The following is a 13,120-nucleotide window of genomic DNA, read 5'->3' as shown; positions in this document are numbered from 1 at the left end:
AGAGCGATCAGGAATGCTATAGCCAGCCATACTTGCAGTTGCTCCACCATTAGTTCTAATTCATAATTTCTAACTCATCATTTATTATTAAAGCCCATGGCTTTAGACGTTCTTTTTGAGGATAACCATGTGCTTGTGGTCAACAAACCGGCCGGATGGCTGGTACATGGCGACGAAACTGGCGACACTACCTTGGCTGATCTGGCGAAAGCTTACTTAAAAGAGAAGTATAACAAGCCAGGTAATGTATTTGTGGGCGTGGTGCACCGCCTCGACCGGCCGGTGAGCGGTGTCGTGCTGCTGGCTAAAACATCCAAAGCCCTTTCCCGCCTTAATGAGCTGTTCCGCAGCAACAAGACCTGTAAAACCTATTGGGCCATTGTGCAAAACAGGCCACAGCCAGAGCAGGGTACGCTGGTGCACTGGCTCGTAAAAGACAGCAGCCGGAATGTAACCAAAGCCTTTGCCAAAGAAAATAAAAGTGGCCTGCGTGCTGAGCTGCACTACAAATTACGCAACACACAGGACGGGCATTATCTGGTGGAGGTAAACCCCATTACAGGGCGGCCACACCAGATACGCGTGCAGCTAGCCTCCCTTCGCTGCCCTATAGTGGGCGATCTGAAGTATGGCGCCCCTGCCCCACTCCCCGACAAAAGCATCGCCTTACACGCACGGCAATTGCAGTTTGAGCACCCGACGCTTAAAACACTGATAACAGTTAGCGCGCCGCTGCCCGCCTGCCCGGTATGGTCGCCTTTCCGGCACCTGCAGTAAGGCCGTCGGAGTTGAAATATGATTTTCATCACTTTTCTGAACTTTTACTTCCTTTAGTATATTTAACTTAAAATTCGTGTTGTAGATTTGTAAACAAGTGGCATGGTTATAGATTATAACCTGCTCCTTCAAAACTCAACCATAACAACATCTTACATATTCTTAATGGCAATTCTTGTATTCTTTGTGGTGCACTGGTACCTGTCGCTGTTCGTGCAAACATTTTTCCTGCACCGCTACGCCGCACACAAAATGTTCACGATGACTCCTTTCTGGGAGAAATCATTTTACCTGCTGACGTATGTGGCACAGGGCTCCTCTTTTCTGTCGCCCCGCGCTTACGCCATTCTGCACCGCATGCACCATGCGTTCTCCGATACAGAGCAGGACCCGCACTCGCCGCACTTTTCTAACAATGCGTTCACGATGATGTGGAAGACCAAAGAGATTTATAATAACGTGCTCAACAACCGCGTGGAGCCGGAGCGCCGCTTTGAGGGCAACTACCCACTGTGGCCCGCTCTGGAAAAGCTCGGCGACTCCTACTACTCCCGCATTGGTTGGGGCGTCGGTTATGTGCTGTTCTACATTGCGTTTGCCCAGCAGTGGTGGATGTTCCTGCTGCTGCCAATTCACTTTTTGATGGGCCCGGTGCACGGCGCCATCGTAAACTGGAGCGGACACAAGTATGGCTACCAGAACTTTGATAACAACGACAAGTCCCGCAACTCCCTGTTCTTCGACTTTCTGACTGGCGGCGAGCTATTCCAGAACAACCACCACAAGTTGCCAAACCGCGTGAACTTCGGTGTGAAGTGGTGGGAGGTAGACCCTACCTGGCCCGTGATCTGGACGCTGAACAAGCTGCGCGTTATCAAACTAAAGCCTGCCAGGCTAAAAGAAAGAGCAAAGGCGGCTGCCTAAGTATAAACAGAAAGCCCTCCCACAGCGGAGGGTTTTCTGTTTATACATTATTCTGCTACCCTGCCAGGCATAACAAGAGGCGTGGTCTTATACTTAGCCCCTTGAGCCCCTGCAAGGTATGTTTCTAAAAGAATCGAAAAACTTTGTATCAACCCAAATAAATTTCCTACCTTTGCGGTTCTAAAAATGGCGGACGGGATTCGCCGACTTAACACTTATATAACCAATGGCAGTAAAAATCAGACTGGCCCGCAGAGGCCGAAAGAAAAAAGCGATCTATGATATCGTAGTAGCTGACGCGAGAGCACCACGTGATGGTAAGTTCATCGAGAAACTGGGCACTTACAACCCTAACACCAACCCTGCTTCCATCAACTTTGATGAGATCAAGGCGTTTGAGTGGGTGATGAATGGCGCTCAGCCAACTGACACGGTAAAGGCCATGCTGTCATACACGGGCGTACTGTACAAGAAACACCTGCAAATCGGTGTAATCAAAGGCGCTATCACGCAGGAAACAGCTGATTCTCGTTTCACAGACTGGAAAGAAGCAAAATCTGCTAAGATAGAAGGCAAGCGTCAGGACCTGGGTACTGCAAAAGAAGCGGCTCGTAAAGCTGCGCTGGATGCTGAAACCAAGAAGAAAGAAGCACGTGCCGAGGCAATCCGTCAGCGTGAAGCTGAGAAGGCTGCCGCAAACGCACCTGCCGCTGAAGAAGCTCCGGAAGCACCTGCTGCTGAAGGCGAAACTACTGAAGAACAAGCATAATTTTTGGTGCCATGAACCAGGATGCCTGCTTTTTGCTAGGACATATTGTGAAGACCCATGGCACTAAAGGGCAAGTGGTCGCGTTTTTTGACGTAGACTATCCCGAGGATTATGATGAGCTGGAATCAGTCTTCCTGGAACAGAAGGGAAGGCTGATTCCTTTTTTTATTGAGGACATGGAGCCGCAGCAGAAAGGCCGGTTTATCATTCGTTTTGAGGATATCAACACGATGGAGCAAGCGGAGACACTGCGCGGAACAGCCCTTTACCTGCCCCTCGACGAGCTTCCGGAACTGGATGCAGATCAGTTTTACTTTCATGAGGTGATCGGCTATACCGTTGTGGACGAAAACCACGGACGGCTCGGCACTGTGAAAGAGTTTTACGACCTGCCCCAGCAGCAATTAATGGCCATGGACTACCTGAACCAGGAGATGCTGATACCCGTTATGGGCGAGATTATGCTGCATGCTGACCATGAGGCCAAAGAGCTGCACGTAAAGCTGCCCGAAGGCCTGCTGGAAGTATACACCCAACCCGCCAGCCCCGACGACGAGGACACGGAGCAAGAATCATAATGCGCTTTGATATCATCAGCTGCCAGCCCGATCTGCTGGACAGCCCTTTCAGCCATTCCATACTTAAGCGGGCGCAACAAAAGCAGCTGGTGGAAGTGCAGGTACATGACCTGCGCAAGTATGCCATCAACAAGCACGGCCAGATAGACGATTATGCGTTTGGCGGCGGTGCCGGAATGGTGATGATGATCGAGCCGATAGACAAGTGCATTTCAGAACTGAAAGCAGCACGCCCCTACGATGCCGTGATTTACATGACACCGGATGGACAGGTGCTGAACCAGCGCATGGCCAACCAATTCTCGTTGCTGCAAAACGTTATTATACTTTGCGGCCACTACAAAGGGGTGGATGAACGTGTACGGCAGCTGTTTGTTACCCACGAGGTGAGCATTGGCGACTATGTGCTCTCTGGCGGGGAGTTGGGAGCCGCCGTATTGGCTGATGCCATCATCCGCCTGATACCAGGTGTGCTGAACGACGAGTCATCGGCATTAACGGATTCTTTTCAGGATGGGCTGCTGGCTCCGCCTGTTTATACCCGGCCCGCAGCCTACAAGGGTTTGCAGGTACCCAGTATTCTATTGTCGGGAGACGGACCAAAAATAGACGAATGGCGCTTTGAGCAGGCTGTAGTACGTACCAGGCAGCGCCGCCCCGACCTATTGGCCGAATAAGCCTGCCTGCTGGAAGGTCCACTTACTGCTGCGGTTTTTCTGAGGAAAGCCGCGTAGCAAAAATTACATTTTTTTTCTGCAAAAGTTCTTATCTAATAAATAATTACATATCTTTGCAGTCCGAATTTTGAAGAAGATACTTTTAAGAGAATAGCCATCATGAGCGAACTAATTAAATTCATAGAGCAGGAATCGACAGACAAACGCGCCTCTTTTCCTAAGTTCCAGGCCGGTGACACGATCAATATTCACGTAAAGATTCGTGAGGGCAACAAAGAGCGTATCCAGCAGTTCCAGGGCGTTGTAATCCAGCGCAAGAACATCAATACAAATGGTGAGACTTTTACTGTAAGAAAGGTATCTAACCAAATCGGACTTGAGCGTATCTTCCCGCTTCTTTCTCCTTCTATCGAGAAAATCGATCTGATCAGAAAAGGTAAAGTGAGAAGAGCCCGCCTGTACTACCTGCGTGGCCTGCAAGGCAAAGCTGCTCGTATCAAAGAAAGAAGATAAAAGTACCTGTTTTCATAATTGTAGTGAAAGAGGAACTGCCCCGGCAGCTCCTCTTTTTTTTGCCCCTACTTACGCGTTCGCCTGATGCGTTTACCAGCCACCGTTGTGTATATTTGCACATGACAAAATTACTGATGCGCTACCTGTTGCTGTTTCCGCTGCTAGCCCTTCTCTCTGCCTGCAAAACAGACTATGCCAACCTGCCCACCTACTCTGCGAACAAACAGCTGCAGGCTGTGATAGAAACACCGGCAGGCAGCAGCCAGCCACTAAGGTATGACCGCCAGACAAAAGCGTTTGTTCCTGTAAAGGAAGCAGGAAAAGAACAGGTAATAGCCTACCTGCCCTACCCGGCCAACTTCGGGTTTATCCCCTCTACTGAAGTAAGCAGCAGCGGCGAAGGGCTGGAAGTACTGGTGCTGGCCGGAAGCCGGGAACCGGGAACCGTGCTGGAAGTAATTCCTTTGGGCGTACTGCAGCTGGAGACTGCCGGTGAACTGGAGCACATCATCGTTGCTATTCCCGCACGCCCAAGTGAGCAGACCATCGCTACTGCCGACTTTAGCAGCTTCAGCCGGCAGTACCCCACCGTAAAGTATATGCTGCAAACATGGTTCGCTCATCACAACCCCACTGCGCGCACCAATTTTGTTGGTTGGCGCGATAATAGGTTCGCCGATGAAGAGATTCAGCGTTGGATGAAGCTGTAAAAGCCAGCGGCCCGGTTATACTTAGTATAACCGGGCCGCTGGCTTTTACAAGTATAAAGTTCTACTTGATGTCCTGTAGTTTTGCGCGTACAGCATCTACCGATTTCCCCATCTCCACAACCTGCTGTCGGCTGGCTTCCTGTTTCTTCTGGTTGTTTAGTACATCCTGCTCCAGTTGCTTCAGCTCGTCACCGTTGCGTACCAGTTCTGCTTCCAGTTCCTGCTTGCGTTTCTTGTTCTTCTCAATGTTTACCTGTATGTCGTTGGCTTCCTTCACTACGCGGTCTTGTTCCAACTTGGTAGCGCGCAGCACCTCTTCGGCGGCATTGATCTGGCGGAGCACGTCCTCACGGTAAAGTTTGCGGGCAAAGCCGCGCATAAAGTTTTCAGCGGCAGTATACTCTTTCGGAGTGGCAGCCTTGTCTACATACGCTACGCCCAAGTCCAGCGACCACCATACATAACTGCCCTGCGCATCGCTGCCCACTGTTGACAGTACCCGCATCGGCGCATCCGAAATAGTATCGATCACGGCCCCTTCAACTGTATACACACCCTTGCTTGACTTTACCTTACCCGCTTTCCGGCCCAGGTAATCTTTCCAGGATTTCTCCACCACCTTTGTATCCAATTGCACCGAAAGCTGCTGCCCCCGACGCAGGACACCATTAATAGCTTGTTCTTTTTCACTTACCTGTACTGATTGTGCCTGGCACAGGCTGCCTGTTAAGAGCAGCAAGACCAGCAAAAAGCCTTTTACACGCATGGGTGTCATCCTTTAAATTGTACTGTTTAATGATTCTCAATTGCGTACGAAAATATGAAATAGCCTTGAGAAACAGCGTGCTGCCGGGGATTATTTTAGCAGAAAATTGGTTTGGCATTCCCGTATACTACACTACCTTTGCATACTTATGCCCGTTGCAACGGCACAATGTTTGGCCGGTTGTGAAACATTCAGCAACTGCAATTTGTTGCAGAGTACTATGAGGATAACCGTTTGCCGGAAAGAACACTTTAACGCCGCTCACCGCCTGCATAACCCTGCCTGGAGCGACACACAGAATGCCGAAGTATTTGGCAAATGCAATAACCCAAATTATCATGGCCATAATTACGAGCTGATCGTGAAGCTGACAGGCCCGGTAGATCCGGACACAGGTTATGTATATGACCTGAAAAAATTAAGTCACCTGATACAGCAGGAAGTGATCGATAAGTTTGATCACAAAAACCTGAACCTGGATACGGAAGAATTTAAAAGCCTTAATCCGACTGCCGAGAACATTGCAGCGGTGATCTGGCAAAGTCTGCGGCCCAAGATCAGCGATACCTACGGTCTGTCCGTAACACTATATGAAACTGAACGAAACTTTGTGGAATATAATGGATAATCCCCACATAGATACTGAAGACGAAGCGATGGATGATCATGTGATGACCTCGCTGGAGACACCGTTGCGCGCAGATGCCTTTGACATGCCGGACGAAGAAAAGATCCGGATTATTTCGGAACATTTTAGCGAAATCATGCACACGCTGGGCCTGGACCTGACCGATGATAGCCTGAAAGGTACGCCGGCCAGGGTGGCTAAAATGTACGTGAAGGAGATCTTTCACGGCCTTGACCCCAAAAACAAACCGGTAGTGCGCCGCTTTGAGAACAAGTACCAGTATAATCGCATGCTGGTAGAGCGCGACATTACAGTTTACTCTTCCTGTGAGCATCATTTTGTACCGATCATTGGCAAGGCACATGTGGCCTATATTCCTAACGGACATGTGATCGGCTTGTCGAAGCTGAACCGCATTGTGCACTACTATGCCCGCCGCCCGCAGGTGCAGGAGCGCATGACCATGCAGATCGCCAATGAGTTGAAGGAAGCATTGCAAACAGAGAATGTAGCCGTGCTGATTGAGGCAGACCATCTTTGTGTGATGAGCCGTGGTGTGAACGATGTGAGTAGTAGCACAATCACAGCAGAGTACTCCGGGCTATTCCAGGAAGTGCAATACCGCAGCGAGTTTCTGGGCCATATTCGTACAGGCAAGTAATTATTTTCGCACACTTACCGGCTTGCCGTATACTTATTGCGCAATAGCTTGTTATAAGGCAACAGAACTATACCCTATCCTCGTATAGAAGCAATTCTATATTTCCAATCTAATGAACAACTATGCCAGGTAAGATACTGATTACAGGCGGCTCAGGTTTAATAGGCATGCGCCTCTCCGAAATGCTGATTGACCTGGGTTACGAAGTGGCGCTTCTCAGCCGTGAGCCGGAGAAGGTTTCGACCTATAAAGCATTTAAGTGGGATGTGCAGAATGACTATATTGATGAAGACGCCATCGGCTATGCTGACTATATCGTGAACCTGGCCGGCGCCAGTGTTGCCAGCAATAAATGGACGGAAGAACGGAAAAAGCAGATCTACAATAGCCGCGTGGACGGCATAAAGCTGCTTCACCGGTGCCTACGCGAAACAGACCACCATGTGAAAGGCTTTGTTTCTGCTTCGGCCATTGGTATCTACGGCGACTCTGGCGAACAGCTGATGTCGGAGGAAAGTATGCTGGGCGATGATTTTCTGGCTTATGTGTGCAAAGCCTGGGAAGAAACTGCCTGGCAGATGCGAGATTTGAACATGCGTACTGTTATACTGCGGCTCGGCATTGTGCTCAGCAGCAAAGGGGGTGCACTGCCGCAACTGGCTCGGCCTGTTAAACTGCTGGCTGGCGCGCCGCTGGGTACAGGCAAGCAGTACATGTCCTGGATCCACATCGATGATGTATGCCGCATCTTTATCAAAGCCATGGAAGACACGCAGATGACAGGTGTATACAATGCCGTAGCGCCACATCCTGTGACCAATAAGGAATTTACGCAGGAATTGGCTGAGGTAATGAAGCGCCCGCTGGTGCTACCCAAAGTGCCTGCTTTTGCTATAAACCTGGTATTTGGAGAAAAGAGCGAAGTAGTGCTGGCAAGCCAGCGCGTGAGCGCCAACAAGATCAAACATACCGGCTTTACTTTCGAGTATAACCACCTGGAAGAAGCGCTGGAATCTTTTTATGATAAAAACCACCAGTAAGATCCTCCTCCTGAAAAGAAAAGGCCAGCTATGAAAATAGCTGGCCTTTTCTTTTATACTATACGGCCTATACGGCAGTGTACGCTTACAAAATACTGCCTCCATTCAGCAGGTTCAGCACCGAATCTATGGCTGTAGAATCGACCACTACTTTTTTCGGTAGCACCGTGGTGCAGTTGTAGTTCTTGGTAATCTTAACGGTAGGCTTCGGGAAAGGCCCCATCGTATAGCCCAAGTCCTTGTCTTTGTATATATCTTCCATAAACAAGCCAAAAACCGGCAGCGCGGTCTTAGAGCCCTCACCCAGTTCGGATGTGCGGAAGTGAATGCTGCGGTCCTCTCCCCCTACCCAAACACCTGTCACCAGGTCTTTGGTAACGCCCATGTACCAGCCGTCGGAGTGGTTAGAGGTGGTACCTGTTTTGCCGCCGATCTGGTTGCCGTTCTTCCAGAGGTCATACTCCCACAGTGCCTGCGAGGTGCCGCCGGGCTCTTCCATACCGCCTTTCAGCATGTGCATCATCAGGAACGCTGTTTCAGTACTCAGCACTTTCTTCTGCTTCGGCACAAACTGGTGTAGCAGGTTTCCGTTGCGGTCTTCAATGCGGGTAATAAACATGGGCTTGGTGTAAAAACCGCGGTTCGGGAAGGTGCTGTAAGCGGCCACCATCTCATAGATAGAGACATCGCTCGGTCCAAGGCCAATAGAAGGCACCGACTCCAGCGGGCTCGTAATACCCAGCCGGTGCGCATACTTCACCACGGTTTCCCAGCCAATATTTTCTGTTAGCTGCGCGGTTACCACGTTTACTGACTTGCCCATGGCACGGCGCAGGGTCATGGGAGCGCCGGTATACTGCCAGTCAGCATTGGTAGGTGACCAGCTCTTTTTCTCGCCTTTCTCCATGTAGTTGATCGTGATGCGCTTGTCCACAATTTTATCACAGGGCGAGTAGCCGTTGTCGATGGCAGCCACATACACAAAAGGCTTAAAGGTGGAACCAGGCTGGCGCCGTGCCTGCTTTACGTGGTCATACTTAAAGTATTTGAAGTTGATGCCGCCCACCCAGGCTTTGATGTGCCCCGTAAACGGGTCCATCGTCATCATACCGCCATGCAGGAAATGCTTGTAATAAGCCAGTGAATCGAGCGGCGACATACGGACCGTTTTCTCCAGCGAGTCGTTGTCCCAGGTAAACACCTTCATCTCGTGCGGGGTGTGCAGGGCGCGGCTGATCGCAAGGGTATCATTCCCATACTCTTTCTTTAGGCGGTGGTAATAAGCGGTGCGCTTAATGGTTTCATCTATAAACCCAGGTATTTCCTTGTTATGCTCGTCCACCCACGGGTTTTTACCTTTCCAGTGGTTATCAAAGCGGTGTTGCAGGGCGCGCATCTGCTTCTCCATTGCTTCCTCTGCGTATGCCTGCATCCTAGAGTCAATGGTAGTGTATATCTTAAGGCCATCGCGGTACAAGTCGTAGCCGTTCTGCTTGCACCACTCGTTCAGGTACTCGGCCACAGCGCCTCTGAAATACGTAGCCGGACCTTCATAGTGCGTTTCTACGCTGTAATCCAGCCCCAGGGGCAACTGCTGCAGCGAGTCGGCCTGTGCCTGTGTGATGTAGGCATACTTGGCCATCTGGTCCAATACCGTGTTGCGGCGGCGGGTGGCATTGCGGGGATTGTAGCGGGGGCTATAGTATGTTGGTGCCTTCAGCAGGCCCACCAGCACGGCGGCCTGCTCTGTTTTCAGGCTGTCCGGCGATACATGAAAAAAGGTCTTGGCTGCCACCTTGATGCCGAAAGAGTTTGACCCGAAGTCCACCGTATTCAGGTACATCGCCAGTATCTCCTCTTTGGTATAGCGCTGCTCCAGCTTGATGGCCGTGAGCCATTCCTTTGTTTTAGAGATAATGATGTTGAGCACCGGAATATGGCCCAGCACACCTTTCGAGTCGTCTGTACGGGTTTTATACAGGTTCTTGGCGAGCTGCTGCGTAATGGTACTAGCTCCACGCGCATCGCCATGCAAGCTGCCGTAGGCCGCGGACACGATAGCAGCCGGGTCGATGCCGGAGTGCTCGTAAAAGCGAACGTCTTCAGTGGCAATAAGGGCATTGATGAGCTTGGGCGACATTTTTTTGAACGACACCGGGCTGCGGTTCTCCTCAAAGTACTTCCCGATCAGTTTGCCATCAGATGTATACAGTTCCGAAGCCTGATCAGTGCGGGGGTTTTCCAGTTTATCCAGGCTGGGAGAGGTGCCAAAAAGGTACAGCAGGTTATACTCTACGCTCAGCAGGTAAATTACAACCAGGGCAAATCCGAGGATAAATATCCGCCAGACAGTCCTGATGACGCTACCGTATATGGATCTTTTTTTAGGGATTATTTTTTCTTGCTCTTGCGGCATGATGTTCAAACAGAGAGAGGTCTCTTAAAATTCCGTTCACACTTGGTTCAAAACGTTCGCAAATATACCTTTTGTACAGCACTTCTGATGTTTAACCTTCCAAAACTTAGTGAAAGGCTAATCTACAGCGTCGTTTTTTTATTTGTAGCTGCCTATATTTGCCTCGATTGGTAACGCACATAGCCCCGCCACATGCAGGAAAAACAACAACAGGCCCTTGAGAGGCTCCTGGAAATACCGCTCACCAAAGCTACCCGCCAGGGCACCGTTCAGTATTTCCACTTTGGCAAAGCGCACTATACTACCCCGCAGGGCTTGGTGCTGGATGTAGGTGCCTATACCTTAGCTCTAAATTGCCCCTGGCACCTGCAGCAGCCTCAACATGACCCGATTAACCACAGCGATGTGTTTGTGCGCAGGCGCGAAGCCGGTTTGCCAACACCGGTATGGGACTGGAAAGTGCCAGGTGCCAGCCTCCGCGACCAGCGCTTAGCAGCGCTGATAAAGACCGGCACTACATTAGTGGTTCTGCGCGTGGAGGAGCAGCCAGCTCAGGGATTTATACTTCATTTCGCTGCCGGAAGCCAGCTTGTAGTTACGCCGGACCCGGCACAGCCCATGCCAGAATACTGGCAGCTGTTCAGCAATACCAGCGATTTTACCTATTGCGCCGGCGCTGCGGCAGCGGGCTAAGGCACTTAAGCCTGGCGAAGCTGTTCCGCTGCCTCTGGTATATTTGGTAAGCACCGCAACGGGTCAGCAGTAACTTTTACAGCGGAGGGCTAGTATGGGCTAATGTACCTGACTGCTGCCCTTGAACTTTCGCCTGCAACTTTTTGAACTGGAAGACCTGTCCTGGTTTCCACATAGTATCCGGCAGGGTATGCTTGATTTCCTGCGCTTTATGATTTCGAAGCTCGGCGCCTATGAAGCCGCCTTGCCGCTGCTGCAGGAATTACTCGAGCAAACGCAGCAGCGCCACATCACCGACCTGTGCTCCGGTGCCGGCGGGGGTATCGCGGTGGTGCAGCAGCAGATCAGTCAGCGTATGGGCACTCCTATTCGCATTACGCTTAGTGATCTATATCCCAACTTTCCAGCTTATTCTTATTTAAAAAAGCAATCTGCGGGAGGTCTGGATTTTATAGCGGAGCCGATTGATGCCACGCATGTGCCGGCATCTGTCAACGGGGTGCGCACCATCTTCTCCTCTTTCCACCACTTTCCGCCGCATCTTGCCCGGGCAATTCTGCAGGATGCAGCCGACAAACGGGCAGCCATCGGCGTATTTGAAGGTGCCCGCAAGAGTTGGCTGGAAATGTTGCTGCTATGGTTCGTTTTTCCGCTGCTTATACTGGTTATCACTCCTTTTATCAGGCCTTTTAAGCTTAGCAGACTAATTTTTACGTATCTTATACCCCTAATCCCCTTAGGCATTCTATGGGATGGCACCGTCTCGCTGCTTCGCCTTTACACCCCCGAAATGCTGCAAAGGCTTGTTGCTGGTGTACAAACAGAAAATTATACCTGGCGCACCGGCAGGGTGGGTACACGGTTCGGCAAACACGTGATTTACCTCATCGGGTATCCGACGGTGTAATATTTTAGTAGCTAATTACCTGAGACGTGAAGTCGTGGTTGATGCTTGTGCCTTTTGCTTCTAATGTAAAGCACCAGCACATGGCTATGTTTTATTTGCTGCAGGTGTTATCTGAATAAATTTATAATAAATACCAGATGAAAAGCTACAGAGATGCCCTGACACTGATGCGCATTCCTTTTTCCCTTTACCTGATGCCCGTCTTCTGGTTTGCCTTGAGTACGCTGTATCGCTTTGGTGCAGGGCAAGCAATAGCGGTATTCCTGCTGCTGCATTTACTGGTATACCCTGCCAGCAATGGCTATAACTCCTATTATGACCGGGATGAGGGCAGCATCGGCGGTTTAAAACATCCTCCCAGGGTAACCAGGCAGCTGATGCACCTGGTGCTGCTGTTTGATGTGCTGGCTGTTGGGCTGAGTTTGTTCCTTTCCCCGCTTTTTGCTGTGCTGGTCGCCCTATACCTGCTCATTTCTAAAGCGTATAGTTACGAGGGTATCCGGCTGAAGCGGTATCCGATCCTGAGCACTTTTGTCGTTACCTTTTTTCAGGGTGCCTTTACCTATGGTATGGTACAGATCGGCGTAGGCTTACCGCCCCAACAGGTGCTGCAAACACCTAACTTCTGGTTTGCACTGGTGAGCACGCTTTTTCTCTGTGGCTCCTATCCACTTACCCAGATTTACCAGCACAACGAAGACAGCCGCCGTGGCGACCGCACGCTCAGTTTACTGCTTGGCATACAGGGAACGTACCTTTTCGCGGCTGCCAGTTTAATGGCGGGTGCCGGCCTGCTGATGTGGCTGTACATCACAACGAAGCAGCATCATAGTATCTTTATATTCCTGGCCTGTACGGCTCCGGTGGTGTACTTCTTTAGTACCTGGGTACTGCGTGCCCGGCAAAACCCGGAAGCGGTGAACTATGAGAATACTATGCAGATGAACAAAATCTCATCTGTTTGTATCAGCGCTGCTTTTATTGTGATCACCCTACTGCGGCTATACTTGTAGCAGCAAAACGTTGCCCTGTGTTTGCGTATACAGGTTAAACGATATACT

15 protein-coding genes are annotated in these 13,120 nt (G+C 50.5%); 13 read left to right on the top strand and 2 right to left on the bottom strand.

All coding sequences use genetic code 11. The annotated features are described in order from the left end of the window. The first annotated feature begins 96 nt into the window (after positions 1-96). From ABDW72_RS07430 to ABDW72_RS07400, 7 genes are all read left to right on the top strand, one after another. On the top strand, positions 97-777 hold the full coding sequence (locus ABDW72_RS07430; protein WP_347157878.1) for an RluA family pseudouridine synthase: 681 nt from the start codon (positions 97-99) through the stop codon (positions 775-777). Positions 778-942: 165 nt separating this feature from the next. Then, positions 943-1,701 (top strand): acyl-CoA desaturase, encoded by a 759-nt coding sequence (locus ABDW72_RS07425; protein ID WP_347157877.1) that lies wholly within the window; start codon positions 943-945, stop codon positions 1,699-1,701. 226 nt (positions 1,702-1,927) lie between these two features. Next, positions 1,928-2,470 carry a 30S ribosomal protein S16 gene (locus ABDW72_RS07420; RefSeq protein ID WP_347157876.1) on the top strand — a complete coding sequence of 181 codons (543 nt, stop codon included), beginning with the start codon at positions 1,928-1,930 and terminating at the stop codon, positions 2,468-2,470. A gap of 11 nt (positions 2,471-2,481) precedes the next feature. Continuing rightward, positions 2,482-3,048 (top strand): ribosome maturation factor RimM, encoded by a 567-nt coding sequence (gene rimM / locus ABDW72_RS07415; protein WP_347157875.1) that lies wholly within the window; start codon positions 2,482-2,484, stop codon positions 3,046-3,048. Continuing rightward, positions 3,048-3,725, top strand: a complete 678-nt coding sequence (gene trmD / locus ABDW72_RS07410) for a tRNA (guanosine(37)-N1)-methyltransferase TrmD (RefSeq protein ID WP_347157874.1) — start codon at positions 3,048-3,050, stop codon at positions 3,723-3,725. Before rimM ends, trmD begins: the two co-directional genes overlap by 1 nt. A gap of 159 nt (positions 3,726-3,884) precedes the next feature. Further along, complete coding sequence (gene rplS, locus ABDW72_RS07405; protein WP_347157872.1) at positions 3,885-4,238, top strand: 50S ribosomal protein L19; 354 nt, start codon at positions 3,885-3,887, stop codon at positions 4,236-4,238. 119 nt (positions 4,239-4,357) lie between these two features. Continuing rightward, on the top strand, positions 4,358-4,948 hold the full coding sequence (locus ABDW72_RS07400) for an inorganic diphosphatase (protein ID WP_347157871.1): 591 nt from the start codon (positions 4,358-4,360) through the stop codon (positions 4,946-4,948). A 61-nt stretch (positions 4,949-5,009) separates the two neighbouring features. Here the strand turns inward: ABDW72_RS07400 and ABDW72_RS07395 are convergent, their stop codons facing one another. Then, positions 5,010-5,723: a DNA repair ATPase gene (locus tag ABDW72_RS07395; RefSeq protein WP_347157870.1), complete on the bottom strand. Its 714-nt coding sequence runs from the start codon at positions 5,721-5,723 to the stop codon at positions 5,010-5,012. 211 nt (positions 5,724-5,934) lie between these two features. On the opposite strand from ABDW72_RS07395, the gene ABDW72_RS07390 reads away from it, so the two are divergent. From ABDW72_RS07390 to ABDW72_RS07380, 3 genes are all read left to right on the top strand, one after another. Further along, positions 5,935-6,342: a 6-pyruvoyl trahydropterin synthase family protein gene (locus ABDW72_RS07390; protein ID WP_347157869.1), complete on the top strand. Its 408-nt coding sequence runs from the start codon at positions 5,935-5,937 to the stop codon at positions 6,340-6,342. Then, positions 6,335-7,003, top strand: a complete 669-nt coding sequence (folE, locus tag ABDW72_RS07385; RefSeq protein WP_347157868.1) for a GTP cyclohydrolase I FolE — start codon at positions 6,335-6,337, stop codon at positions 7,001-7,003. Before ABDW72_RS07390 ends, folE begins: the two co-directional genes overlap by 8 nt. Positions 7,004-7,125: 122 nt before the next feature. After that, entirely contained in the window at positions 7,126-8,043 is a 918-nt protein-coding gene (locus tag ABDW72_RS07380; protein WP_347157867.1) for a TIGR01777 family oxidoreductase, read from the top strand. Between the two features lie 85 nt (positions 8,044-8,128). On the opposite strand, the gene ABDW72_RS07375 is transcribed toward ABDW72_RS07380, so the two are convergent. Beyond that, entirely contained in the window at positions 8,129-10,459 is a 2,331-nt protein-coding gene (locus tag ABDW72_RS07375) for a penicillin-binding protein 1A (RefSeq protein WP_347157866.1), read from the bottom strand. A gap of 192 nt (positions 10,460-10,651) precedes the next feature. Here ABDW72_RS07375 and ABDW72_RS07370 point away from each other — a divergent pair, with 192 nt between their 5' ends. From ABDW72_RS07370 to ABDW72_RS07360, 3 genes are all read left to right on the top strand, one after another. Further along, positions 10,652-11,152 (top strand): hypothetical protein, encoded by a 501-nt coding sequence (locus tag ABDW72_RS07370; protein ID WP_347157865.1) that lies wholly within the window; start codon positions 10,652-10,654, stop codon positions 11,150-11,152. Positions 11,153-11,273: 121 nt separating this feature from the next. After that, positions 11,274-12,059: a class I SAM-dependent methyltransferase gene (locus tag ABDW72_RS07365; protein WP_347157864.1), complete on the top strand. Its 786-nt coding sequence runs from the start codon at positions 11,274-11,276 to the stop codon at positions 12,057-12,059. Positions 12,060-12,196: 137 nt separating this feature from the next. After that, positions 12,197-13,072: a UbiA family prenyltransferase gene (locus tag ABDW72_RS07360; RefSeq protein ID WP_347157863.1), complete on the top strand. Its 876-nt coding sequence runs from the start codon at positions 12,197-12,199 to the stop codon at positions 13,070-13,072. Positions 13,073-13,120 lie beyond the last annotated feature (48 nt).

Origin of the sequence: Pontibacter chitinilyticus (assembly GCF_039748935.1) — a bacterium.
Classification (GTDB): domain Bacteria; phylum Bacteroidota; class Bacteroidia; order Cytophagales; family Hymenobacteraceae; genus Pontibacter; species Pontibacter chitinilyticus.
Note: the sequence above shows the minus strand (reverse complement) of the source record. Positions and strands in the feature narration are given on the sequence as shown.